Origin of the sequence: Micromonospora sp. NPDC047738 (genome assembly GCF_040642675.1) — a bacterium.
In the GTDB taxonomy this organism is placed as follows: domain Bacteria; phylum Actinomycetota; class Actinomycetes; order Mycobacteriales; family Micromonosporaceae; genus Micromonospora.
The window spans coordinates 396,036-417,486 of sequence record NZ_JBEYSO010000002.1; the positions used below are offsets into that span (position 1 = coordinate 396,036).

A 21,451-nucleotide genomic window follows, 5' to 3' on the forward strand; every position below is an offset into this window, starting at 1 on the left:
CAGAGATCGGCGCGGTGACGGCAGGTCTCGGTCCGTGGTGCGGAACATTCCTCACTTGATCGAACCGGCCGGGGCCAGCCAGCGCATCGGCTGGCCGGTCACCGCGCCGACCTGCTCGAAGTCCCGGTCGTAGTGCAGCAGGGACAGCCCCTGGTATTCAGCCGTTGCCGCGATGAGCAGGTCAACGGCACCAGCCGACCGGTGAGTTCCGCGCTCGGTCAGCTCCAGCTGTATCTCGGCCGCCCGCTCATACACCCGGTCGGGCATCGCCACCCAGCCAAAGGCGGCGCGAAGCTGCTGTTCAAGTCGGGTGCGGTCGGCGACGGAGCGGGCCGAGTAGAGGAACTCCAGCTCGACGAGGGGGCAGATGGCGACCAGACCGGCGGTGATGGTGGGTTCCCAGCGGGCCAGCACCTCCGGGTCGCGGAGTAGCCGGACGAGTGCGCTGGTGTCGACGAGATAGTCGGCGAGCTTCACGACCGGTAGGCGTCCTTGTCGAGCAGCTCGTCGAAGTCACCGGCCTGCCCGCGGCTGGCCAATTCGGCCAGCGCGCGGGCCCGGCGCAGCCGTGCCGCTCCCTCGCGGAGCGCGACGTTGACCGTGTCCTTCTTCGTCTTGGTGCCGAACGCCCTGGCCGCGTCGGCCAGCGCCTCATCGTCGACGTCCACGAGGATCTTGGTCATTCGCGCCTCCTATATACGGCAAGCAGTAGCAGTATATCCGAGCGCGGGCCCTGAACAGGGATGGTGAATGGATCGCGTCAGGCGCGGGTGGGTGGCTGGGTGAGGAAGGTGCGCCAGGCGGTGGGGGTGAAGGTGAGGGTGGGGCCGGTCGGGTCCTTGGAGTCGCGGACGGCGACCAGGTCGGGAAGGTTGTCGGCGACCTCGACGCAGTCGCCGCCGTTGCCGCTGCTGCGGCTGCTGGTGTAGCGCGGTGAGGATCGGTGGAATCGGCACCCGGTAGTGGGCTCCGGCGCAGATCAGCGGCACGGGGAAGGCGTTCCGGCGGGCCAGCTTGTAGGCCGCTGACCGTGAGATGCCGAGGATGTCGGCGGCGGTGGCGAGGTCGGTGGTCAGGCCCAGAGCGGCGGCGGGGTGAGGGGGGAGGATTGCGCCGCGAAGCGAGCGTGGGCTCTCTTGGTTATTGACGGTTAAGGACGGTTCGGCGGAAGCACGCTTCCGGCCGTTCGGTAGCACACTTCCGGCCGTCTGGTACTGCACTTCCGCCCGGTCGCGGACCGGGGGGAAGCTGGCTTCCGCCCGCTTTTCCACAGGCTCCGGGGGCTCGGTCGGGCGGCCCGACTCGGCGGCGTTTGCGCTGGGAAGCTGCCGTGACAGGCGCGAGGTGTAGGTCACGAGCCGACCTGAGAGGTGGGGTTTGGGTGATCCCGCTGGCGCGGGCGCATCTGCAGAGGAGCAGACGGGCGGCGGTGCGAGGAAAGAAAGAAATTTTCACCGTACCTTTGTGACCTGACAGCACCGCGCCTGTCAGGAATCACGACCATGCCTCTGACCTGGGCTGACAGGATTCGTCAGGGCTTGTCAGAGCACGAATACGCCGTCGTCGTAGTTCGGGTTGTCCGCCACGGGCTGGCCGTGGTCGCTGGGCAACTCGGCGAGCCGGATCCGGCAGGTGGCGCCGCCGGGGAGCCAGGCCACTGCGGCGGGGTCGGTGGCGTGGGTGGCGGTCGCGAATGGGGCATCGCCGCGCCTGCCGCGCAGGAGCCGGTGAAGGTGTTCGTCGCGTTGCTGGCTGCGGAGCCAGAACAGCACCGGGTAGCCGGGTCCGCCGCGCCGGGGGAGTGGGGCGTAGCGGTCGAGTTTGGCCACGACCCGGCCCAGGGGTTCGGTGCCTGTGTCGGCCTCCAACCAGAACCCTGCGGTGGTGTCGGCGACGCTCCACAGGCCGTGCCCGTCGGCGGTGATGGTGCGGAACTGCTTGGTGGTCGTCGCCTCCGACCACCACCGGTCCAGCCGCGTCGCGGAGTGCTGGCGGGTGTGTGCGGTGAGTCGGACGAAGAATTCGTTGGTGGTGAGCAGGTGTGTCAGGTTGGGGTTGGCCGACAGCCGTTGCACGCTCTGGCGGCTCGCTCGGACGGTGGGTTCGGGCAGGTTGTGGGCGGCGGCTTGGAATCGGTGGCCGTTGTGGCCGAGGGTCCAGTGCCACGGTTGGCTGCCGCCGCCGTCGCGGGCGAACCGGAACCGGTCCAGCAGGCCCAGGGCGGCCAGCTCACCGAGCCGGATCTGACAGGTCCGGTGGGCGTGGAACAGGATGCGGTGGATCTGGTCGGTGGTGAGGACCTGATGGTCGTCGAGCAGCTGGAGCAGCAGGCGGTCGCGGGTGGTGGTGTGGGGATAGGTGGCCAGCAGAGCACGATTGCGGCATAGGTGTGTTCACCCCTGGAGAGAGAATCCCGTAGGGAGTCTGGACGAGTCGATCTTGCATGCGACGCTGTTGTCGGCCGGATTTGGGCAGTTCAGGCACCTGACAGGCCGGATGGAGGGGACTCGTGTGGGGCCTCGTCTCGTGGACACCCCCAAACGAGCCCCCCATGCCGTACCCGGCCGAGCCCCCGAACGAGCGAGCGGGTCAGCGTTCGTGTTCGGCCATGCGCCGCTTCATCGCCGTGCGGGCGAGCTGCTGCAACGGCGGCTCGCCGTCGGTGCGGCGGTGGGCGGCGGCGCACTCCTGCCGGATCGCGGTCGCCTCACCCACGACCGGCGCCGGCGGATTGGTCACGAACGTGAACCCGGGCAGTTCCCGGTTGCCGACCAGCAGCCGGGCGGCGGTGTACACGTCGAGGTGGGCGAGGTCGTGCTCGTCCAGCTCGGGTTTGGTGTGCCGGGACAACTCCCTGGCGTCGCCTGGGTCGACGGTGAAGAACAGCTTCGACCGCCGTTGGCGGACACTGCCGCAGCGACGTCCCTGGGCAACCCGGGGGCGCGGCGCGGTGGTCGAGTCCGCCGTCGCGTCCGGCGCCGCTACGCCGGCGTCCGCCCGGTCCGGCTGCCCGCCAGCCTGGTCAGCCTGGTGCCGGCCGGCAGCCCGCTCGACCCGGCCGCCGCCCCCGCCTGACGATCAGCCCGACCGGCCGGCGCCGGCGTCGGGCGAGGTGCCGCCCCGGCGGCGGCCCGCCCACAGCGCCAGCCCGGCGTAGGGCAGCAGGAAGGTGAACCCTAGCCCGACGGGGCTGTCGAACGGCCAGTGCTGCCGCCAGTCCGCCGGCCCCAGCAACACGCACGCGACCACCACGGCCCAGATCACCGGCATCGCGAACAGCCCTGGTGCGGGCAGCCGCAGGATCCGCGCGGCCAGTGGGCCGACGACGGCCATCAGGACCGGCACGGACAGGATGGCGAGGATCACGGGCCCGAGGTCGGGCAGGCACGGCGCATCCTCGGCGCAGGATGCCGGCTCCCGCTCGGCGAGCTTGGCGAGAGCCAGGCTGCCGCCACCGCGACACCGAGCGTCACCAGTCCGACCAGCAGCCCAGCCGCAACCAGGCGGAGGGCCTTTCGCGGGCGGACAAGGCGGGCCGGAGCGGCCGGGGCAACCGGGTCGTCAGACATCCCGGCAGCATAGGGGCAAATGGATCAGCCGGCGGGGCGGCGAAGGACGCTGACCGCGAAGTCGGCGTCCTCCTGCCACCGACGCAGGTCCCAGGTGGCGGGCCGGTGGATGGCGGCGGAACGGCGGCGTGAGATGAGCCGGGCGTCCCGCCCCCACCTGCCGATGCGTCCGCTGTGGCGGTGCCGGCGATGCGGCGCGGAGTGGCCCTGCCAGCCGGCCCGGCTCGCCCTGCTGGTCGAGTACCGAGCCGACCGGACGGCGCTGCTGGTCTACCTGAGCACGTTGATGGCCGAGGCGGGCGCGCAGTTGTCGCAGCTCAACGGGCATGCCGCGCCGGAGGACCTGACCCGGCGCTTCATCTCCTGGGCCCGGGCTCGGTGACCGGCTCGAGGACGCGGCCGCCCGGTGGGCGGCGCGAGCCGCGTGGCCGGTGAGCGCTCAGCCGCGGCGGGCCAGGGTGGCGCCGAGGGCGGCCCCCACCACGCAGGCCACGCCGAGCATTTGCGGCCAGGCGAGCAACTCGCCGAGCAGCAGCGCGCCCACCAGCGCCGCCACCGCCGGCTCCAGGCTGAGCAGCACCGCGAAGACCCGGGCCGGCATCCGGCGCAGCGCGGCCAGCTCCGCCGAGTACGGCAGCACCGACGACAGCAGCGCCACCCCAAGCCCGAGCGCCACGATGCGGGGGTCGAGCAGTTCCGCGCCGCCGGACGCCACCCCGAACGGGAGTACGCAGAGCGCACCCACCGCCATGCCCAACGCCAGCCCCCGGCTGCCCGGCACGTGCCCGCTCATCGCCTTGCCGAGCAGCACGTACCCGGCCCAGCCGACCGCGATCAGCGCGCAGAGCAGCAGGCCGAGCGGGTCGACCCCGATCCCGCCGAGCCCGGCCAGGAGCAGGACGCCCGCCCCGGCCAGCAGCGCCCAGAGCACGTCGACCACCCGGCGACTGCCCAGCAGCGACACCAGCAGCGGGCCGGCGAAACCGACCGTGACCGCCACCCCGAGCGGCACCCGCTGCAGGGCGGCGTAGAAGGCGAGGTTCATGGCGGCCATCGCCACCCCGAACGCCCCGACCAGGCCGGCCGCCCGCCAGCCGGGCCACCGCGTGGGGCGGGTGACGGACAGCAGGACCAACGCGCCGAGGCCGAGCCGCAGCGTGGTGGTGCCCCCGGCACTGGTGTCGGCGAAGAGCTGCTTGGCCACCGCCGCACCGACCTGGGTGGACACCATCCCGAGCAGCATCAGCAGCGGCGGGGGTACGGCCTCGGGGCGGCTCAGCGCCGCGACCAGCCGGGCCGCTGGCAAAGACGACGGGGTGCGGGAGGCGTGCGCGTACACCCGAACCACGATGGCGGCCGGCGGCGCGGAAGGCGACGGATTTACCGTCGCGAGGCCGCTCCGCGAGGTGACACCCAATGGGGTGATTCGGGGTTGCCGCCCGGTTTGGGAGCTCGACTGCCGGGAAGTTGGACCGGGTGCGCGGACTATTGATGAAACTCGAACAGAACTCCCGGCTCGACGGGATCGGCGACCGGCTTCAGCGGGCCGTCCAGGGCACCCTGCGCGGCCAGCGGATCCGGGACTTCCTGCACGGTGTCTGGCTCGGGCATCCGCTGCACCCGGCGATGGTGCAGCTGCCCGTCGGCGCCTGGATGAGCGCCGCGGTACTGGACCTGATGCCCGGGCAGCGCCGGGCCGCGACCACCCTGATCGCGGCGGGCACGGTGACTGCCGTACCGGCCGCCGTCGCCGGACTCAACGACTGGGCGGCCCTGTCCCGCGACCAGCGGCGGGTCGGCCTGGTGCACGCCACCGCCAACAGCATCGCCCTGGCCTGCTACGTCGGCTCGCTGGTCGCCCGGCGGAACGGTCGACACGGCATGGGCCGGGCGCTCGCGTACGCGGGGCTGTCGGCGGCGAGCGGCGGGGCGTACCTGGGTGGGCACCTCGCCTACAAGCAGGGGGCGCAGGTCAGCCAGAGCATCTCGGAGATGCACCTGATGAGCGAGGGCTGGCACCCGCTGGGTGACCTGTCCAGCGTGCCGCAGCGGCAGCTCGTCACCCGGGAGATCGACGACGTGGCGGTGATCCTCTACCGGCACGGCGACGACGTCACCGTGATGCTGGAGCGCTGCCCGCACCAGAGCGGCCCGCTCGGCGAGGGCAACGTGGAGCAGGTGGACGGCCACGACTGCGTGGTGTGCCCGTGGCACGGCAGCACGTTCCGGCTCAACGGTGGCGAGGTGGTGCACGGGCCGGCCGCCAACGACCAGGTCATCCTGCCGACCCGGGTGGTCAACGGCCGGCTCGAGGCCCGCCTGCCCTGACCCGGGGCCGCCGGTCAGTCCTTCCGATGCCGGCCGATGGCCAGCGCCCGGCCGGCGGCCCGGGCGGCCACCGGCCGTCTCCGCAGGCCGAGCACCGCCCCGATCTGCGCGCCGACGATGCTCGCCACCGCCAGAACCGCCGAGATCGCCAGCGGCCGGTTGATGCCGTCGGCGGCGGTGGCCGGGGAGGCCCCCGCCGCCATCGCCGGCGGCTGGCCCGCCGGTTCCGCCACCGTGGGCCCCGCCCCGGTCCGCCCTGGGGACGGCTTCGCCTTCGGCGCCTGCCCGGTCGCCCCGGCACCGCCCGCGTTCGACGTCACGCCCGCTCCGTTCAGGGGCGTCGTCGACGATCCGGGCGCCGCCGGTCCGTCCGGAGCGGCGGCCGGCGTACCCGGGCCGGAGGCCGGCCGGGCCGGGATGACCACCTTTCCGGTGGCGTGCCGGCGGGCTCCCTCGTCCACCGCCCCCGCGGGCAGTTTCAGCAGTTGGCCGGGGCGGATCCGGTCCGGGTCGGCGAGCCGGTTCAGCCGGGTCACCTCCCGGTAGCGCTCGAAGTCGTCCAGGTACCGCTCGGCCACCGTGCCCAGGTAGTCGCCCTTCGCCACCCGGTAGACGGCTGGCCCACCGGCGTCGGACGCCGGCGGGGCGGCGAGGACGGGAGCGGCCACCTGTTCCGGCGGGGCGGCGCGCCTCGGGGCGGCCTGTTCCGGCGGCGCGGCGGCGAGCGGCGGCGCGGCGGCGACCGGCGGCGCGGCCGCCGGGTGCGGGGCGGCCAGGGTGGCGGCGCTCGCCGCGGCCGGGCTCGCCGCCAGGATCAGCGCCACTGAGCCGACCAGCGCGGCCGCCGCCCGCTGCTGCCGGCGCATCCCGGGCAGCCGGGGCGCCGGCCGGCGCAGCGCCGCCGCCAGCAACTCCACCAGTACGGAGAACGCGAACGTCGCCCAGCCGAACCAGCCCACCACGGCCAGCGCCCGCAGGAAGAGCTGTCCGTCGTCGCGGCTGGTCAACGCCGTACCCACCTCGGCGAGGGTGGGCAGGTGATCGGGGAGGGGGTTGCCGGCGAAGGCGAGGAGCGCGATCGGCCCGCCGGCCAGCACCGCGCAGAGCACCACGAGGGCGCCGAGCCCGGTGAGGACCTGGCCGGTCCGCCGTACGGCGGAGCGTTGCGGTGCGGCCATGGCTGCCTTCCTTTCCTTACGGTGCCCCGGTGAGCGCCCGCGCGGTGGCCTCACCGGTGACGGTGACGGAGTTGCCCAGGCCGAACAGGCCGAGCAGGTCCCGGCGGTAGGTGATGCGGACGCGTACCTGGATCTGCTTCTCGCCGTCGACCACCGGGAAGCTGACGTCGTGCCCGCGGACCCCGCCGGCGGCCCGCAGGTAGTCCGCGACGGCGTCCCGGGCGCCCGCCTCGTCGATCTCCTTCGGGCCGCCCTCGATCGCCCGGGCCCGGTCGATGACCTGGCCACCGCTGCGGGCCGCCTCGGCGGCCAGGTTGTCCGCGCGCTGCAACGAGCGGAGCTGCCCGGCGCCGTCGTAGGCCAGGCTGATGATCACGAGTACGCCGGTCATCGCCACGGCGAGGAAGATGCTCACCCGGCCGCTGTCCGACACGTGCCCACCGCTCATCGTCGGCTCCGGTAGGTGTCCAGCGGGGAGGTGAAGCTCGCCGAGACGGTCTTGCCGTCCGGCACCCCGGGCAGCCCGGGCGCCTCCAGGTCGGCGAAGGAGACCCGGCAGGTCACCGTGACCGTGACGGTGGCCGGCACTCCGGGCGCGCTGCGGTACGCGGCGGCGAAGCTGGTTTCCCTCCCCCGTATCGAGCCTCGGAAGGTCAGTGCCGGCGGGGCGGTGCAGTGCAGCCCCGACCAGTCGAGCTGACGGCGGGCCGCGTCGGTGGCCGCGGTCCGGCCGGCACCCGCGTCCCGAGCGATCGAGGCGGCCCGGGCGGCATCGTGCGCGGCCGACTCCACCGCCTCGGCGGCCACGGCCGTCCGCCCGGCCACCCCGGCCAGCACCATCAGCCCGATGAAGGCCGGGGCGAGCACCGCCACCTCGATCGAAACGGAACCCCGGTCCCGCCGGCCCGCCATGCGCCTCACCCCGTCGTCCAGCGTTCGACCGTGCCGTGCGCGGTCTGCCGGACCGGGAAGTGGACCCCCGGAATCACCGACAGGCTGCGCCCGCTGACCGTGCAGGTGACCTCGGTGGCGGTCGTCGTGCAGGTGGGACCGGGGGCCTGCCAGCCGACGAGCCAGTCACCGGCGGCGCGCAGGAAGGCGCTGGCCCGGTCCCGGCCCGCGTCGGGCGGGGCCTGGAACGCACGCTGGGCGTTGACCCCGGTCTGCGCCGCGTTGAGGGCGGTGGACCGGGCGACGAACCAGACGGCGACCTGGATCGAGGCGAAGAGCAGCACCAGGATCGCCGGCATCACCACCGCCAGTTCGACCGGGTTGGCCCCCCGCTCCGTTCCGCCCTCGGCGAGCCGGCCACGGACGACGGCGGCGATCCGCCCCGGGTCGCACCGGCCGGTGGGCCGGCTGGCGGACGCCGGCCGGGTCCGGTCCGTACGAGCGGGGCGACGCATCACGGTGCCTTCGGCGCCGTGTTGTCCGGGATGGCGTTCATCCAGTTGTTGGCCTTGGCCAGGGCGAGTCCGGTGACCGCCATGGCGACCGCGACCAGGCCAAAGATGATCACCGCGGTCGGCACCGGGCTGTCGCCGCGCTCGGTGTCCCGCCGTAGCTCGGCCAGGCGGCTGGTCACCGCGGCGTACAGGTAGGTGGACAGGCGCATGGGGTTCTCCTTCTCGCGGGTGGTTCACAGACGGGCGAGGAACGGATAGACGGCGAAGCCGAGCAGTACGAAGACCAGCAACGAGCCCGGGATGTCCAGCCGGCTGGTCACCCCCTCGGCCCGGGCCAGGTTGTCGGTGCGGATCTGGTCGCGCAGCGAGTCGGCGCGGCTGCGCAGGGTCTCGTGCACCTGGGCGCCCTCGCTGCCGGAGGAGCGCATGATCGCGCCCACGTCGCCCAGCTCCGGGATGCCGATCCGGTCGGCCAGCTCCTGGAGCTCGTCCCAGGGCGAGTGCATCTGGAGCTGGGCGATCCGCAGCGCCTCCCGGATCCGGTCGAAGACCCAGCCGTCGCAGACCGCCGCCGCCCGTTCCAGCGACTGCACCGGGCCGTGCGCCGCGGACAGCTGCAACGCCACCAGGTCCAGGTAGGTGCAGACCGCCTGGCGGAACTCGTCCCGCGCGGCGTCCGCCTTCGCCAGCACCTCGCGGTGGGCGAGCAGGCCGGCCAGGAACGCCACCCCCAGGCTGCCCAACACGGGTACGACCAGCGGCAGCGACACCCCGCCGAGGAACAGCACGGCCGACGTCAGGGCCGGCGTGGCGAACCCGATCAGGGCGGAGAGCAGCACCGACAGGGCGTACTGCTCGGGGGTGCGGTCGAGCAGGGCGAGCTGCCGGTGCGGCGGGCGCAGCCAGCGGGAGAAACCGCCCAGCCAGTCCGGCCCGCCCCGGGCGGTGGCCAGTTGCCCGGGCGGCTGGTGCAGCCGGCGCAGCGCGGGGCCGAGCGCGGGGGTGGCCGGCAGCGCCTCGCGGACCAGCAGGAAGAGGCCGAGCCCGACGGCGGCCCCGCCCAGCACGGCCGCGGCGAGCTGCCAGTTGAGGATCACCTGAGCCTCTTTTCGTTCGCGACTGCGGGGCTCACCAGCACACTCCGCGCGCTCACGCGATCACCTCGTCCGGGTCGGGAGCCGGCAGGAAGCGCGCGGGCCGGGGCGGCTGGCTCATCGACCGGACCCAGACCAGCAGCCCGATGAACGCGCCACCCAGCACCGCCATCACGAGCTGCCCGACCGGCGTCCGGTACGGCCGGATGTACTCGGTGTTGACCAGCCCGTACGCGAGCGCGGCCAGGGTCATCCCGGTGAGGAAGCGGACCGCGAACCGGGGTTGGGTGCGCTTGGCCTCCACCTCCCGTCGGGTGGCGACCTCGGCCGACGCGGCGGCGGCGATCGAGCCGAGCACGTCACCCAGCCGCTCGCCGCGGTCGGTCAGGTGCAGGATCAGCGCGGCCACCACCTGGTCGCAGACCGGGTCGCGGATCTCGTCGGCGAAGGCGAGCAGCGCCGACCTCGCCAGCCAGCCCGCCTGGAGCCGGGCGGCGAGGGTGCGTACCTCCTCCTGGATCTCCTCCGGGGCGGTGGCGATGGTGCCGATGATGGCCTGCTGGAGGCCCTGGCCGGTGCCGCAGATGTCCTTCAGCCGGCGGGTCCACTCGCCGACCGCCTCGACCCGGGCGATGGCCCGCTGCTCGGCCTGGCCCACCCCGAAGAGCCACGGCACCCCGGGCACCGCCAGTGCCACCAGCAGGCCGACCACCGGCAGCCCGGTCAGCAGGAAGGCCACCGCGCCGGCCACCACCGCCGCGCCGAGCAGCACCTGGTACTGGCGCTGCTCCCGTCGGCTCGCTCCGGACCCGGTCCAGACGCGGCGCAGCACCGGCCGGGTGCCCGCCGCCGGACCCGCCGGCCGGTCGGTGCCGACCAGCGCGACCACGGCCAGCACCAGCCCGGCCACCGCCGCCGCGCCGGAGAAGAGAGCGACCAGCTCGATCATCGTCATGAGCCTGCCTCTGTTCGCGACTGCGGGGCTCGCCGGACCGGCTCACTCCTCGCGCTCATGACTGCCGCCCGTCGAGGTGGGTGTGCCGGGGGCGGCGCCAGGCGCCGGTGCCGGCCTCGATGAAGCGGGTCAGCAGCCGGGCGTCGTAGCCGACGCGCAGCAGCTGGTCCCGGATCCGCTCGGGGAGGTGGCGGGGGACCGCCCGGCCGTCCGGCCCCGGCCCGAAGACCGAGGTGGTGGTGATCCGGTTGCCGTCACCGACGCCGATCACCTCCTCGACGTGCGAGACGAAGCGGTGCTTGCGGCCGCCGATCGCCGTCTCGTCCTCCACCGTGACGTAGACGATCAGGTCGAGCGCGTTGCCCGCCATCCGGCGCGCCTGGTCGACCGTCATCTCCCGGCCGTGGGAGAGCGCGAGCTCGATGATCCGTTCGCTCACCCCCGCCGGGGTACGGGCGTGGATGGTGCACATCGACCCCCGGCTGGTGGTCATGGCCTGGAGCATCGGCACGATCTCCCGGGACCGGACCTCGCCGACGATGATCCGCAGCACGCCCATCCGCAGCGCGACCGGGATCAGGTCGGCGATGCTCACCTCACCGGCCGGGCGGCCGTCCAGCCCGCGTTCGCCGTGCCCCTCCCGGGCCTCGAAGCTCATCACCGCCCGGTGCCGCTGCCCCCGGCGGGCCGGCAGCAGCTCGCGGCTCTCCTCCAGCAGCACGTACGGCTCGTCCACCGGGATCTCGTCCATCAGCGCCCGGATCACCGTGGTCTTCCCCGCCCCGGCCAGCCCGGCGACCATGATGTTCAGCCCGGCCCGCAGGGACGCGCGGAGGAAGTCGCGCAGCAGCGGGTCGATCATCTCGTCCAGGTCGGGCCGGCCGCCGGCGATGTCCTCCAGGCTCACCGCCAGGGTGTTGTGCTTGCGGATCACCGCGTACGGGCGATGGCTGACCAGGAAGACCGCCGCGAGCCGGCTGCCGTCCGGCAGTTGCAGGTCGAGGGTCGGCTTCGAGGTGGACAGCGACCGCTCGGTGGCCCCGGCCCGGCGGGCCGCCGCCTGGAGGATCTCCACCAGCTCGTCGTCGCTGTCGGCGATCGGCTCGGCCCAGTCCACGCCGCCGCCGTGCCGGGTGATGCGTACCTGGTCGCAGCCGAGGATGTGCACCTCCTCGATGGTCTCGTCGACCAGCAGCGTCTGAAGTCGGCCCAGGCCGACCAGCTCGGCGGTCACCTGGTCGAGCAGCAGCCGTTCCGCCTCGGCGGGCATCGGCGTGCCGGCCCGGCGCACCGAGTCCGCGTATGCGGAGACCACCGAGACGGCCAGCCGGGCCCGCTCGACCTCCTCGGCGTCCGCGTCGAACTCCCGGCCCCGCTGCCAGAGGGTGAGCCGCTCGCTCAACTCCCGGCGCAGCTCGCGGACCACCGCGAAGTCGACGCGGGGGCGGGGCGGCGGTGAAGGCGCCGGCGGCGCGACGGCCGGTGCGCCGGGATGGTGCCGGTTCGGCGGGACCAGCGGCGGCACGGTGGAGGTGGCGCCGGGCTGCTGCCCCCGCGGGTCGTGGGAGACCGGCTCAAACCGCACCGGACACCCCCGGCGCGCTCGGCGCGGTCACCGCCCGCGGTGGCGCCGCCCCCGGCCAGGCCAGCCGGGCCCGCCGCCGGTCCAGCAGCGCCCCGACCGGCACCTCCAGGGCGCCGGCCGCGCGCATCAGCGACCGGCCGGAGCGTACGGTGCCGCCGAGGCTGAGCACCGCGGCGGTACGCGGGTCGTGCGGCAGCCGGGCGATCACGGGCAGCCGCAGCGCCTTGCTGATCTCGCTGGTGCCGTGCCCGTCCCCGACCACCAGCAGGCGCAGGGTGCCCGGGGGGACCCGGTGCTCGGTGAAGTCCCGTTCGATGGCGCGGACGGCCGACCGGGTGGCCGACAGGTCCGGCAGGTGGCCGCGGGTGACCAGCAGCACCACCGCAGCGGCCCGCAGCACCGGCCACGGTGGGCCGCCCACCTGGAGCCGGCCACAGTCGACCAGCACGTCGTACGGCGGGACACCCTGCTCCAGACTGGTGAAGAAGTCGGCGAAGCGCTGCCAGAGCGGGCTCACACTGCCGGCCTGGGCCGGGTCGACCACGCCGGGCAGCAGCAGCCGCTCCCGCTTCGGGGCGTCCAGGTCGACCAGCTGCGACCAGAAGGCGCTCTCCAGGTTGCCGTCGCGCAGCTCCCCGACGGCCAGTTCGCCGATGCCCCGGGGACCGTCGAGCGCGCCGCCGAGGTAGCCGGCGAGGATCGAGCCGCCCGCCGGGTCGCACTCGGCCAGCACCAGCCGCCGGTGCCAGCTCAGCGCGGCGGCCAGCGCGGCGGTGGTGACGCCCGGGGAGCCCTTGGCCGAGACCAGGGCGATGACCGCCATCAGGCCGCCCCCGTGAGCACGAGCGCGATCCGGTCGTCCGCGGCGAGCGCCACCACCGCCGGCACGTGCCGGACGGCCAGGGCCAGATAGACCACCACGTCGTCGTGCTCCGGCGCGACGGTGTCGATCACCGTGGCCTCGAACCGGGTGCCGCCGGCGCGCGCCTCGCCCTCGGCGTTCCTGTCCGGGGTGCTGATCAGCAGGACCTTGTCGCCGGGGTGCAGCGTACGGGCCGGCACCTGACTCGGCTTGAGCCCGAGCGCGATCTGCTGCTGCCCGGGCCCGAGCAGCGGGGCGTCGGTGAGCTGCGCCGGGGTGAGCAGGGTGCCCGGGGTCAGCCGGACAGCCGCCCGCAGGCCCACCACCTCCTTCAGCCGCCGGGTCGGCACCGGCTGCAGCCCCTGGCCGCCGGAGACCCGTACCGCGACCAGGTCGTCGGCGCTGAGCTGCCGGCCCACCTCGACCGGGCGGGCCACCGCCAGGTAGCTGCCGGTGGACCGGACCGAGGTGACCGCGAAGGCCGCGCCCAGCCCGCCGAGGGCGATCAGCAGCACCGCCAGACCGAGCAGGCCGGGGCGGATCCGCCGCTGCCGGACCACCCGGGGCGGCGCCACCGGCGCGTCCAGCGGGGTCCCGTTCCGGGTCGCCACACTCACCGGGCCACCATCCTCGCGCTCATCGGGTCACCACCTGGAGTTCGTTGATCTGCACCGGGACCGTGCCGCTGACCCGGCTCTGCGCGATGTCGCCGCTCGCGCCCCCGCCGACCCAGCGCACGGTCCAGTACGTGGTGGCGCTGACCTGGTAGGTGCCGGCCCGGGCGTACCCGCGGTGGTAGCCGCAGTCCGGGGAGGTCAACCCGGCCCGGGGGCCGTCGGCGGCGTACGGGGTGCCCGGCTTGCGGCAGGTGATGCTGCTGCCGTCACCCATGTTCCAGACGATCCGGGTCACCCGGGCGGTGATCCGGACCGTCAGCCCCCGGTCCGAGGCGGACGCGCGCAGCGGCCCGAAGTAGGAGGACCCGCCGCTGGCCCACATCCAGACCGGCAGGCCGACCAGGCCCGGCCCCTTGCTCCGCCGGGGCGCGACCGCGATCCGGGGCGGCAGCAGCGTGATCGAGGCGAGCGCGCGGCGGGCCAACTCCTCCGGGTCGGGCGGCGCGCCGTAGCCGGGCGGCGGGGCGTCCCGCAGCACCATGGTCTGCGCGCCCAGGTCACCGCCGTTGCAGGTCTGGAGGTACCACTGCTTGCCCTCGGGCGCGGCCTGCTGCGGCTCGGCCAGCTTGTAGTAGCAGCCGTCAGCGTTGTTGAACCAGCCCAGCTCGTCGTGGTAGCAGGGGATGGCCCGGCCGTTCCACTGGCACTTCGGGGCGGTGCCACCACCGTTGCCGCCCCCGCCGGTGTTCCCGCCGCCGCCCGGGCCCGGGACGCCCGGATCGTCGTCCCAGACGTTGCAGTCGTTCTGGCCGGGCGGGCAGCCGCCGCCGGGACCGGCCGCCCGGGCGGGTAGGCCGGTCAGCGTGAGGAGCAGCGCCAGGCCGGCGGCGAGCAGCAGCCTTCGGGGTGCCCCGGCCCGGGTCGGGTGGGCCGGGACACCCCCTCCTCCCCAGGTCAGCACGGCTGGTCCTGATGCGCGGCGCCGGCGTTGATCAGCCATCGGCCGTCCGGGTAGCGGGCGGCGGTGGCGGTGGCCAGGTACCGCCCGCCACGGGTGCCGGGGACGACCCGGTGGTCCTTGGCGTAGACCAGGCGGTAGCCGGTGGCGTCCAGGCAGTCCTGGATCTCCACGACGGGTGGGTCGGCGGCCAGGTCGACCGACACGACGGTGGGATCGGAAACGAGCGTTCCGGTACGCATGGCACCGTGCTCCTTCGCCGCACGAATTGCCACCCGAACCCGAGTCAGCAGCGGATCCGCCAGGAATCGGGCCAGCGCGGGATGCGTCGGGTCGCTGCGCGCGCTCGCCGCACGGGACGCGTCCAGATAGCCGGAATAGGCGGCGAGAGCGGCTTTTCCGGCCGATTGTTCGTCGGCCGTCGATTGGGTGGCCGGCGCGCCGCTGGGCCCGGTCAGTGGGCGGGCCGCCGCCTCCGGCTCGGTGCCGCAACCGGTGCTCGCGCCCAGCAGGGCAAGGCTGAGCAGGCAGCTTGTCCAGCGGCGGGAATCCCGTGTGCGCAACGCCGTGCCCTCCTCGGTGATGGCCCGGAGCGGTCGCGCGGGCGTACTCCGGGCATGCGGAAGCGCGCCCGGATGAATGTGACCGGGCCTCAACTGACTGCCGCTGCATTTACCTGTGTTGATCTTCAGGGAATTCGAAAGGTTGTCTCCGATTGGCCTCCGACGCCAATTGCTCGGGGTTGCGTCGTACCCAAGGGGCGAGCATAGGCTGACGTCCGCCGATACAACAGAGGCAATTCATTCGACTACTTTGAGTGATGACAGGTGGTGGTGCGGGTGGGTGTCCGAACGGTGACGTTCGCCCGACAGTCGGTCAGGCCGGTGGCAGGAGTGCCCGCAACCTGTCAAGAGCCCGGCCGGGCCGGTTGGCGGCCGAGCGGTGGAGGAATGGGTGGCATCGGTGCCTCTGGTCCGATCCGTCCCGGCGGAATCCGGGCTGCTCCTCCGCGGTTGGTCAGTGGTCTCCCGGCCTCCGGCCGCTGTGGTCGGGACGCCGGTTTCCGCGCCATCCGCCACACGCCGGCACGGCTAACATCACTCTCCGTGATCCAGAGTGGAACGGTCAGCAACCGTGCCGGAGGGGGGAGGTGACGACCGTACGGCTCCGGGGTGCCGGACCGGAGACCCCTGCCCGGCGTCCGGTGGTGCGGCTGCTCGCCGCTTTGGCGCTCGTACCGCCGATGCGGCTGGCGGTCGCGCGGTACGCCGTACCCCCGGGCTCGGTGGACCGGGCCGGGTGCGACCGCTGCGGCACGCCGGTCGGCCTGGACCGCCCGCTGCCGGCGCTCGGACCGGCGGCCCGCTGCCCGGGCTGCCGGGCCCGGATCGGCGCGCCGCCCGGCGCGGTGGAAGCCGCCCTGGCCGCGGCGGTGGTGGTGCTCGCACTGGCCGACGGACCGCTCGGCGGGCGGGCGGCGGTGGCCTGGTGGCTCGCCTGGGCGGTGCCGCTGGCCCTGATCGACGCGGCCGTGCACCGGCTGCCGGACCGCCTCACCTATCCGGCGGCGGCCGGCGTCTGGGCGCTGCTCGGAGTGGCCGCGGTGGCCGGGGCCGGTCCGGCGCCCTGGCTGCGGGCCACCGCCGCCGGGCTCGTCCTCGGCGCGGGATTCGCGGCCACCACCCTGCTGCTCGGCCGGCGCGGGTTCGGGCTCGGCGACGCCAAGCTCGCCCTCGGCGCGGGCGCGCTGCTCGGCTGGTACGGATGGTCGGTGCTGGTGGTCGGGCTGGTGCTCGCCGTCAGCCTCTCCGCGCTGGTCGGGCTGGCCCTGCTGGCGGCGCGCCGGGTCCGCTGGTCCAGCCACCTGCCCTTCGGCCCGTTCCTCATCCTCGCCACCGCCCTGGCCCTCCTCCTCACCCCCTGACGCCGCCCGCCGCGCCTGTCCCTCCGTCGCCACCCGGTGGCCGCACCTTCACCGAAAGAGTGGCCATGACGCGCGGGACAAGGACTGTTTCCGTGAGTCTGCGGCCAGGGCGGGCATGGGCGCGGGCGGCGGCGGGTGGGTCAGCGGCGGGCGGGGCGGGTGAGTGGTCGGGCGGCGCGACGGCTGCGCCGAGCCAGCAGCTCGGCGACCGGGCGGGCGGCGAGCGGGGTGAGCAGGGTGCCGACGAGGACCCCGAGCAGCAGGCCGGCGGCCACGTCGTGCGGGTAGTGCACCCCGACGAAGGTGCGGGACAGCGCGGCCAGCAGGGCCAGCGGGGCGGCCACCAGGCCGATCCGGCGGTGCAGCAGCAGCGTGGTGGCGGCCAGCGCGCCGGCGATCGTGGCGTGGTTGCTGGGGAACGACCAGTCGCCGACGGGTGGGCAGTGCCCGGCGACGATCACCAGGTCGGCGGGGCTGCGGCAGGGCCGGTCCTCGGCGATCAGGTCCTTGAGCCCCTCGCTGGCGCCGTACGACAGCAGCACCGTGATCGGCGCGGCCAGGGCGAGCGCCCGGCCCCGGACGTCCCCGCCGACCAGCCGGGTCAGCGCGGCCAGCACCATGAGTACGCCGAGCAGCAGGATCGCACCCTCGGTGAAGTGGGTGGCGAACCAGTGCACCGGCTGCGGCGTGCTGTCGGCGTACCGCACGATGTCGTGGTACCAGTCCGCGCTGATATCCGGAACGTCGGTCATGACGGCGTCAGTCATGGATCACCTCACCAACTGTTCATACTCCGTTCACCCGGAGGGTGCCGGGAAAATCCCCATCGGGCACCGGAGTCTCAGGCGGTTCACAGCCGGTGAGCAGCGATCACCCAGTGGCGGGGAGGGGGCTATGGAGCGTCGGACGGGTGGGTCGGCGCCGGCTGCGCGGGCACCCCGGACATGCGCTCGACGATCTCCTCCAGCGCCTCGAAGGCGTACGCCCAGTTGTGGCACTTGAAGCTGCGCAGCCCCTCGATCGGGCTGCGGCAGTCGGCGCAGTGCACGCCGGGGATGGCGTCCGGCACCTCGGTGTTCACGTACTTGCGCTCACCGAGGATCACCCGGGCGATCATCGTGCGGTCGTGCACCCCGTGTAGGGCGGAGGAGACGATGTCGTACCAGTTCACCCGGCGACCGCACTTCGGGCAGTCCGGCTCGTCGCCGCTGACCCAGAGCGGGGCGCCGATGCTGCGCGCCGGCATGTTGAGCAGCTTCTCCAGCCGGCGAACGTCCGACTCCGGGGTGGTCCACCGGTGCCGGCCCGGCAGCGAGGCGGGCGAGTCGTAGACGGCGCGGAACACCACCGGATCGACCTCCACGGTCTCCCGCCTACCGGTCATCGCTACCCCCTCACTGCGGCATGCTTGCCACCGTCGTACCAGGTGGCGGCGCTCGCAGCCGGATCATGGACACGACGGGCCAGGGGCGTGTCGGCGGGGCCCGCTCGCCCCGGGATCGCTTCCCGGGGCGAGCGGGTGCGGTTCAGCTCTGGGCCACCAGGCCAGCGTCGACCACGTATTCGCCACCGTGGTGGGCGGAGAACTCCGCGCTGCCGATCAGCAGGGTGGGCTCGAACTGGTACGACGTCACCATGTCGGAGTCGGTGGTGTCGTCACCCATGTCGGCGACGGTGCGGCCGTACCGGCTGGACGCCTCGATCCGCACCTGGTAGAGCAGCTCGGTGCGAGCGGTGATGGACCAGGTGCCGTCAGGGTTGACGGTGGTCGAGCCGCCGCCGACCGCCTGCCCCTGCCGGGCCCAGAGGCTCACCCGCAGCACGCCGTCCGGGCCGTCCGCGACGGCCGGCTCACCCTCATCGCGCTGCCCGTCCCGGTCCAGGTCCTGCCAGACGGTGCCGCGGATGACGCAGGTGCCGGCGATGGCCACGGTGACCGAGCCGGTGTTGTTGTCGGGGTTCGCCTCCCGCTTCTGCGGGGCGATGCTCGCGGTGATCGGCACGGTGCTGCCCGGGGTGGCGTTGGCCACGACGAGCGGCACGTTCAGCCGAACCCGGCCGCCGGCCACGAGCTGCGGGTACGTGCACGAGTAGCTCGTCGCGCTCGCCACCGTGCAGTTCCACCCCGAGCCGCCGTACGGGGTGGTCGTCTGCAGCCCCGGCGGCACCGAGACGGTCACCTTGACCGGCTCCGAGTCGCCGTTGCCGACGTTCCGGACGTCGATCTGGGCGGTGAAGGTCTCCCCCTCCGCCGGATTCAGCACGTCGGTCGTCACCAGGTCGACCAGCAGGTCGGGCTGGGTGCGCCCGGCCGCCACCGCGTCAGCCGGGAGGACCGCCGCCGTGACTCCGAACAGCGCGAGGCCGGCCAGGGTGGTGGGGATGACATGTCGGAGCGAGCGGGACAGGGAATTCTGTCGCATTGACTTCCTCACGTCGCACGGAACGCCCCTGCCGGATGGTGGGGCGGGTTGGAGATCAACCTCTCCACTCATCCGGCGTTGTCGATGCGACTGCCGTTACGCCGCAGCGATGGTGGGCCGCCTGCTGCGCGCCTTTCGCGTCAGTGTCAGGGCATCAGGTCGAGCTGCGCCATGATGCCCGCCAAGTCGGGGTGGATGCTGAGCTCCACGAACCGCCCATCCCTCGCCCGAGCGAAGTATGCCCCCCGCCCAACCACCGTCTTGCCGGTCGGCGGCACCTGGGTCGAACCCACCGCCATGGGACCGGTGGGTTCCGGTGAACTCCACCTCGGCGGCGACCGCGCCATCATCCTCGTCCACGAGGCGGCTGGTACGGCGGATCCGCATGTCCGGCAACGCGGTCAGCCATGCCTGCACGTATTCACGCGCGCCATCCCTGGTGGTGATTGGCGCGCCGACCGTGGTGTCGCGTAGCACGAAATCATCGGCCAGCAGGTCAACGAAGGCATCGAGACGGTGGGTGTCCCACGCCGCGAGCCGGGCATCATCCAACCTTTCGAGGGCTTCCCTGTCGATCACGCACCTCCAGCTGACCTCCGCACGCTCTCGGCACATCCTGCCTGGGCGCCGCTGGCCAGCTGCCGCGTATCGCTTTTTCCGCCCCGATCAAGGCGGTGTCCGCGTCCGCTGGGGGCTGTGCTGGTTTCGGCTTGGCGAGGTCGGAATCGCCGCCTCTACCGCCAGTGTCGGCGACATCTTCGACAACGCTGTGACGTACGTCTGTTGTGGGCCGTGGCGGCACCGACGGTAGTCGCCCGTGTGGATGCGATGTTAGTCTGCGTCGGCCATGAAATGATCACGGTGAGCAACCGGGGGACACATGGGGGCCGGCGTTCCGAGCGCGGGGGGCTTGCTGGATCCGGACGGCGCGATGGATCGGCTGGCGGCGTGGAAGGGTCGGATCGACCGGTTGGCGGCCGACACCAAGGCGATGAGTGACCGGCTCCAGGAGCTGCGGTTGACGGTTGCCGACGGCAACGGCCTGTGCGAGGTCACGGTCGACTCCGTGGGGGCGTTGGTCGACCTGCGGCTGGGTCCACGGATTCAGCGGGTCGCTCCCGAGGTCGTGGCCAGGACGATCATGGACACGATCCGCGAGGCGAAACGGCAGTTGGCCGACCGCTCGCAGGAAATCATCGCCGACACGGTGGGCACCGAGTCGGCGGCGGCGCGAGCGATCGCCGAGCGCGTCGGGCAGCAGCTACGCGACGCCGATCCCGCCGCGGACAGCCCCGACGACCGGCATTCCGGGTGGTGAGCCTGATGGCCGACGGTTTCGCGGTCGACGCCGAGCAGATCCGCGCACATGCCCGCAATGTCGACACGCTGCGCGGGCGTTTCGACGCGGTCAAGACCGCCAGCGCGCACATCGCGCAGAACGACGAGGCGTACGGACTGCTCTGCAGTTGGCTGCCGGCGATCCTGGAGGGCCGGCACCGGCGGCAGGACGAGTTGATCGCGTACGTCGAGGAGAACCTGTCGTTGGTCGTCGCCGGGCTGCGGAAGACCGCCGACAACTACGACAACGCCGACACCGACGCCGATACCGCGATCCGTAAAGCGGGTGGGGGGCTGACGGGGGCGGCGCGATGACCGACACGTCGCTGGTCGCCGACGTCGTCTCGACCCGCAAGCCTTGGACCGGGGCGGCCCTGGCCGACAGCTTCCAGGGGCTGGTCGACGCCATCCACAGCGAGGGCTGGGTCGACGACCTGATCGCGGGCGCGGCGTTCGGGATCGAAGCCGCCGCGAGCGTGATGGATCCGTTCAGCGCGCTGCTGGCCAACGGGCTGGGCTGGGCGATGGAATACTTCGAGCCGCTGCGGCAGATCCTCGACGAGCTCACCGGCATGCCCGACGTGGTGGCCTCGCACGCGACCACCTGGGACAACATGGCCGCCGCGCTGCAGAGCATGGCCACCGACCTCAAGTCCTTCGTCGAGGGGGACACGCCGCACTGGCAGGGGCCGGCCGCCACGGCCTACCACAACCTGATGGAACACAACGTGGAGGCGATCAACGGGCTGGGCGGGATCTCCGCCGCGATGGCCGCCGCCACCCAGGCCGCCGGGAACCTGGTGATGTTCACCCGCGACATCGTGCGTGACCTGATCGCCGACCTGGTGGCCCGCGTGATCGTGTGGGCGGTCGAGGCGATCTTCGTGGTCACGATCCCGGTGATCGCCGCGCAGATCGCGGCAGCCGTGGTCAAGTGGGCCGGGCGCATCCTGACCTACGTCATGTCCCTGATCACCAGCCTCACCAACCTCTCCAAGCTGCTGGACGGCTGAGGGCCCGACGATGGCGAAACCCAAATCCCCTCACGGCGGCGGAAACGGAGACGGCCCGAACCCGTCCCGCCCACCCGGCGACGGTGAGGGCGATGGCACCGGCACCCCGTCAGGGCGACGCCGCACTACCGACGTCCCCGAGAACGTCAGCCGAGCGCAGGAGACCGTCGCCGAGGAGGCACGCCAGGGTCGCCCGGGCGG

Annotated in this window: 29 protein-coding genes and 3 pseudogenes; 8 read left to right on the top strand and 24 right to left on the bottom strand. The window is 73.4% G+C overall.

Going from position 1 to position 21,451, the window contains the following annotated elements:
- Window positions 1-51 precede the first annotated feature (51 nt).
- The 5 genes and pseudogenes from ABZ783_RS05210 to ABZ783_RS05230 all read right to left on the bottom strand — a co-directional run bounded on the left by ABZ783_RS05210 (window position 52) and on the right by ABZ783_RS05230 (window position 2,273).
- Complete coding sequence (locus ABZ783_RS05210) at window positions 52-477, bottom strand: PIN domain nuclease (protein ID WP_357434614.1); 426 nt, start codon at window positions 475-477, stop codon at window positions 52-54.
- Window positions 474-683, bottom strand: coding sequence for a type II toxin-antitoxin system VapB family antitoxin (locus ABZ783_RS05215; protein ID WP_357434615.1), 210 nt, complete (start codon window positions 681-683; stop codon window positions 474-476). Before ABZ783_RS05215 ends, ABZ783_RS05210 begins: the two co-directional genes overlap by 4 nt.
- Window positions 684-760: 77 nt before the next feature.
- Window positions 761-931, bottom strand: a pseudogene (locus ABZ783_RS05220) (DUF397 domain-containing protein); the annotation flags it as partial.
- Between the two features lie 16 nt (window positions 932-947).
- Window positions 948-1,085, bottom strand: a pseudogene (locus ABZ783_RS05225) (DNA-binding protein); the annotation flags it as partial.
- A 456-nt stretch (window positions 1,086-1,541) separates the two neighbouring features.
- Window positions 1,542-2,273, bottom strand: coding sequence for a replication-relaxation family protein (locus ABZ783_RS05230; RefSeq protein ID WP_357434779.1), 732 nt, complete (start codon window positions 2,271-2,273; stop codon window positions 1,542-1,544).
- Between ABZ783_RS05230 and ABZ783_RS05235 the strand changes: the two genes are divergently transcribed.
- Entirely contained in the window at window positions 2,169-2,387 is a 219-nt protein-coding gene (locus ABZ783_RS05235) for a hypothetical protein (protein ID WP_357434616.1), read from the top strand. The genes ABZ783_RS05230 and ABZ783_RS05235 overlap by 105 nt on opposite strands.
- 202 nt (window positions 2,388-2,589) lie before the next feature.
- Here ABZ783_RS05235 and ABZ783_RS05240 read toward each other — a convergent pair.
- Window positions 2,590-2,930 (bottom strand): annotated as a pseudogene (locus ABZ783_RS05240) (type VI secretion protein); the annotation flags it as partial.
- Here ABZ783_RS05240 and ABZ783_RS05245 point away from each other — a divergent pair.
- Complete coding sequence (locus tag ABZ783_RS05245; RefSeq protein WP_357434790.1) at window positions 2,899-3,075, top strand: hypothetical protein; 177 nt, start codon at window positions 2,899-2,901, stop codon at window positions 3,073-3,075. The pseudogene ABZ783_RS05240 and the gene ABZ783_RS05245 overlap by 32 nt on opposite strands.
- A 3-nt stretch (window positions 3,076-3,078) precedes the next feature.
- Here ABZ783_RS05245 and ABZ783_RS05250 read toward each other — a convergent pair whose 3' ends face one another.
- Entirely contained in the window at window positions 3,079-3,366 is a 288-nt protein-coding gene (locus ABZ783_RS05250; protein WP_357434617.1) for a hypothetical protein, read from the bottom strand.
- 222 nt (window positions 3,367-3,588) lie between these two features.
- On the opposite strand from ABZ783_RS05250, the gene ABZ783_RS05255 reads away from it, so the two are divergent.
- Window positions 3,589-3,951 carry a hypothetical protein gene (locus ABZ783_RS05255; protein ID WP_357434618.1) on the top strand — a complete coding sequence of 121 codons (363 nt, stop codon included), beginning with the start codon at window positions 3,589-3,591 and terminating at the stop codon, window positions 3,949-3,951.
- Between the two features lie 57 nt (window positions 3,952-4,008).
- Here the strand turns inward: ABZ783_RS05255 and ABZ783_RS05260 are convergent, their stop codons facing one another.
- Window positions 4,009-4,908, bottom strand: coding sequence for an EamA family transporter (locus ABZ783_RS05260; RefSeq protein WP_357434619.1), 900 nt, complete (start codon window positions 4,906-4,908; stop codon window positions 4,009-4,011).
- A 137-nt stretch (window positions 4,909-5,045) separates the two neighbouring features.
- Here ABZ783_RS05260 and ABZ783_RS05265 point away from each other — a divergent pair, with 137 nt between their 5' ends.
- Complete coding sequence (locus tag ABZ783_RS05265; protein ID WP_357434620.1) at window positions 5,046-5,897, top strand: Rieske 2Fe-2S domain-containing protein; 852 nt, start codon at window positions 5,046-5,048, stop codon at window positions 5,895-5,897.
- A 14-nt stretch (window positions 5,898-5,911) separates the two neighbouring features.
- Here the strand turns inward: ABZ783_RS05265 and ABZ783_RS05270 are convergent, their stop codons facing one another.
- The 12 genes from ABZ783_RS05270 to ABZ783_RS05325 are packed head-to-tail and all read right to left on the bottom strand — an operon-like array spanning window position 5,912 to window position 15,115.
- On the bottom strand, window positions 5,912-7,075 hold the full coding sequence (locus tag ABZ783_RS05270; RefSeq protein WP_357434621.1) for a LysM domain-containing protein: 1,164 nt from the start codon (window positions 7,073-7,075) through the stop codon (window positions 5,912-5,914).
- 16 nt (window positions 7,076-7,091) lie between these two features.
- The gene (locus ABZ783_RS05275; RefSeq protein ID WP_357434622.1) at window positions 7,092-7,523 is read right to left on the bottom strand and encodes a hypothetical protein; all 432 of its coding nucleotides are present in this window, start codon (window positions 7,521-7,523) and stop codon (window positions 7,092-7,094) included.
- On the bottom strand, window positions 7,520-7,987 hold the full coding sequence (locus tag ABZ783_RS05280) for a TadE/TadG family type IV pilus assembly protein (protein ID WP_357434623.1): 468 nt from the start codon (window positions 7,985-7,987) through the stop codon (window positions 7,520-7,522). Before ABZ783_RS05280 ends, ABZ783_RS05275 begins: the two co-directional genes overlap by 4 nt.
- Window positions 7,988-7,992: 5 nt before the next feature.
- Complete coding sequence (locus tag ABZ783_RS05285; protein WP_357434624.1) at window positions 7,993-8,481, bottom strand: TadE family protein; 489 nt, start codon at window positions 8,479-8,481, stop codon at window positions 7,993-7,995.
- Window positions 8,481-8,690, bottom strand: a complete 210-nt coding sequence (locus tag ABZ783_RS05290; RefSeq protein ID WP_073834216.1) for a hypothetical protein — start codon at window positions 8,688-8,690, stop codon at window positions 8,481-8,483. Before ABZ783_RS05290 ends, ABZ783_RS05285 begins: the two co-directional genes overlap by 1 nt.
- Window positions 8,691-8,714: 24 nt before the next feature.
- Window positions 8,715-9,575: a type II secretion system F family protein gene (locus tag ABZ783_RS05295; RefSeq protein WP_357434780.1), complete on the bottom strand. Its 861-nt coding sequence runs from the start codon at window positions 9,573-9,575 to the stop codon at window positions 8,715-8,717.
- Between the two features lie 55 nt (window positions 9,576-9,630).
- Window positions 9,631-10,530 carry a type II secretion system F family protein gene (locus ABZ783_RS05300; protein ID WP_357434625.1) on the bottom strand — a complete coding sequence of 300 codons (900 nt, stop codon included), beginning with the start codon at window positions 10,528-10,530 and terminating at the stop codon, window positions 9,631-9,633.
- A 55-nt stretch (window positions 10,531-10,585) separates the two neighbouring features.
- A complete protein-coding gene (locus ABZ783_RS05305; RefSeq protein ID WP_357434626.1) occupies window positions 10,586-12,115 on the bottom strand; it encodes a CpaF/VirB11 family protein in 1,530 nt (509 codons plus the stop codon).
- Window positions 12,105-12,938, bottom strand: a complete 834-nt coding sequence (locus ABZ783_RS05310; RefSeq protein WP_357434627.1) for a ParA family protein — start codon at window positions 12,936-12,938, stop codon at window positions 12,105-12,107. Before ABZ783_RS05310 ends, ABZ783_RS05305 begins: the two co-directional genes overlap by 11 nt.
- On the bottom strand, window positions 12,938-13,594 hold the full coding sequence (locus ABZ783_RS05315; protein WP_357434628.1) for an SAF domain-containing protein: 657 nt from the start codon (window positions 13,592-13,594) through the stop codon (window positions 12,938-12,940). Before ABZ783_RS05315 ends, ABZ783_RS05310 begins: the two co-directional genes overlap by 1 nt.
- Before the next feature lie 19 nt (window positions 13,595-13,613).
- Window positions 13,614-14,555, bottom strand: coding sequence for a hypothetical protein (locus tag ABZ783_RS05320; RefSeq protein ID WP_357434629.1), 942 nt, complete (start codon window positions 14,553-14,555; stop codon window positions 13,614-13,616).
- Window positions 14,549-15,115 (bottom strand): hypothetical protein, encoded by a 567-nt coding sequence (locus ABZ783_RS05325; protein WP_357434630.1) that lies wholly within the window; start codon window positions 15,113-15,115, stop codon window positions 14,549-14,551. The genes ABZ783_RS05320 and ABZ783_RS05325 overlap by 7 nt, the downstream gene beginning before the upstream one ends.
- A 680-nt stretch (window positions 15,116-15,795) precedes the next feature.
- On the opposite strand from ABZ783_RS05325, the gene ABZ783_RS05330 reads away from it, so the two are divergent.
- The gene (locus ABZ783_RS05330) at window positions 15,796-16,476 is read left to right on the top strand and encodes a prepilin peptidase (protein ID WP_357434781.1); all 681 of its coding nucleotides are present in this window, start codon (window positions 15,796-15,798) and stop codon (window positions 16,474-16,476) included.
- Between the two features lie 140 nt (window positions 16,477-16,616).
- On the opposite strand, the gene ABZ783_RS05335 is transcribed toward ABZ783_RS05330, so the two are convergent.
- The 4 genes from ABZ783_RS05335 to ABZ783_RS05350 form a co-directional block, all read right to left on the bottom strand.
- A complete protein-coding gene (locus ABZ783_RS05335) occupies window positions 16,617-17,243 on the bottom strand; it encodes a phosphatase PAP2 family protein (protein WP_357434631.1) in 627 nt (208 codons plus the stop codon).
- A 125-nt stretch (window positions 17,244-17,368) separates the two neighbouring features.
- Window positions 17,369-17,860 carry a hypothetical protein gene (locus tag ABZ783_RS05340; RefSeq protein WP_357434632.1) on the bottom strand — a complete coding sequence of 164 codons (492 nt, stop codon included), beginning with the start codon at window positions 17,858-17,860 and terminating at the stop codon, window positions 17,369-17,371.
- Window positions 17,861-18,002: 142 nt separating this feature from the next.
- The gene (locus tag ABZ783_RS05345) at window positions 18,003-18,899 is read right to left on the bottom strand and encodes an SdrD B-like domain-containing protein (protein WP_357434633.1); all 897 of its coding nucleotides are present in this window, start codon (window positions 18,897-18,899) and stop codon (window positions 18,003-18,005) included.
- 96 nt (window positions 18,900-18,995) lie between these two features.
- Complete coding sequence (locus ABZ783_RS05350; protein ID WP_357434634.1) at window positions 18,996-19,478, bottom strand: nuclear transport factor 2 family protein; 483 nt, start codon at window positions 19,476-19,478, stop codon at window positions 18,996-18,998.
- Between the two features lie 352 nt (window positions 19,479-19,830).
- Between ABZ783_RS05350 and ABZ783_RS05355 the strand changes: the two genes are divergently transcribed.
- The 3 genes from ABZ783_RS05355 to ABZ783_RS05365 are packed head-to-tail and all read left to right on the top strand — an operon-like array spanning window position 19,831 to window position 21,250.
- Window positions 19,831-20,217, top strand: coding sequence for a YbaB/EbfC family nucleoid-associated protein (locus ABZ783_RS05355; protein WP_357434635.1), 387 nt, complete (start codon window positions 19,831-19,833; stop codon window positions 20,215-20,217).
- A gap of 5 nt (window positions 20,218-20,222) precedes the next feature.
- Entirely contained in the window at window positions 20,223-20,552 is a 330-nt protein-coding gene (locus ABZ783_RS05360; protein WP_357434636.1) for a type VII secretion target, read from the top strand.
- Complete coding sequence (locus ABZ783_RS05365; protein ID WP_357434637.1) at window positions 20,549-21,250, top strand: hypothetical protein; 702 nt, start codon at window positions 20,549-20,551, stop codon at window positions 21,248-21,250. The genes ABZ783_RS05360 and ABZ783_RS05365 overlap by 4 nt, the downstream gene beginning before the upstream one ends.
- Window positions 21,251-21,451: the final 201 nt, after the last annotated feature.

Excerpts from the sequence above, each read along its gene's own strand:
- ABZ783_RS05215 (WP_357434615.1), bottom strand. The coding sequence starts at position 683 with ATGACCAAGATCCTCGTGGACGTCGACGATGAGGCGCTGGCCGACGCG.
- ABZ783_RS05310 (WP_357434627.1), bottom strand. The coding sequence starts at position 12,938 with ATGGCGGTCATCGCCCTGGTCTCGGCCAAGGGCTCCCCGGGCGTCACC.
- ABZ783_RS05345 (WP_357434633.1), bottom strand. The coding sequence starts at position 18,899 with ATGCGACAGAATTCCCTGTCCCGCTCGCTCCGACATGTCATCCCCACC.
- ABZ783_RS05280 (WP_357434623.1), bottom strand. The coding sequence starts at position 7,987 with ATGGCGGGCCGGCGGGACCGGGGTTCCGTTTCGATCGAGGTGGCGGTG.
- ABZ783_RS05355 (WP_357434635.1), top strand. The coding sequence starts at position 19,831 with ATGGATCGGCTGGCGGCGTGGAAGGGTCGGATCGACCGGTTGGCGGCC.
- ABZ783_RS05360 (WP_357434636.1), top strand. The coding sequence starts at position 20,223 with ATGGCCGACGGTTTCGCGGTCGACGCCGAGCAGATCCGCGCACATGCC.
- ABZ783_RS05290 (WP_073834216.1), bottom strand. The coding sequence starts at position 8,690 with ATGCGCCTGTCCACCTACCTGTACGCCGCGGTGACCAGCCGCCTGGCC.
- ABZ783_RS05335 (WP_357434631.1), bottom strand. The coding sequence starts at position 17,243 with ATGACTGACGCCGTCATGACCGACGTTCCGGATATCAGCGCGGACTGG.
- ABZ783_RS05255 (WP_357434618.1), top strand. The coding sequence starts at position 3,589 with ATGGATCAGCCGGCGGGGCGGCGAAGGACGCTGACCGCGAAGTCGGCG.
- ABZ783_RS05300 (WP_357434625.1), bottom strand. The coding sequence starts at position 10,530 with ATGACGATGATCGAGCTGGTCGCTCTCTTCTCCGGCGCGGCGGCGGTG.
- ABZ783_RS05340 (WP_357434632.1), bottom strand. The coding sequence starts at position 17,860 with ATGACCGGTAGGCGGGAGACCGTGGAGGTCGATCCGGTGGTGTTCCGC.
- ABZ783_RS05275 (WP_357434622.1), bottom strand. The coding sequence starts at position 7,523 with ATGAGCGGTGGGCACGTGTCGGACAGCGGCCGGGTGAGCATCTTCCTC.
- ABZ783_RS05270 (WP_357434621.1), bottom strand. The coding sequence starts at position 7,075 with ATGGCCGCACCGCAACGCTCCGCCGTACGGCGGACCGGCCAGGTCCTC.
- ABZ783_RS05285 (WP_357434624.1), bottom strand. The coding sequence starts at position 8,481 with ATGCGTCGCCCCGCTCGTACGGACCGGACCCGGCCGGCGTCCGCCAGC.
- ABZ783_RS05330 (WP_357434781.1), top strand. The coding sequence starts at position 15,796 with ATGCGGCTGGCGGTCGCGCGGTACGCCGTACCCCCGGGCTCGGTGGAC.
- ABZ783_RS05365 (WP_357434637.1), top strand. The coding sequence starts at position 20,549 with ATGACCGACACGTCGCTGGTCGCCGACGTCGTCTCGACCCGCAAGCCT.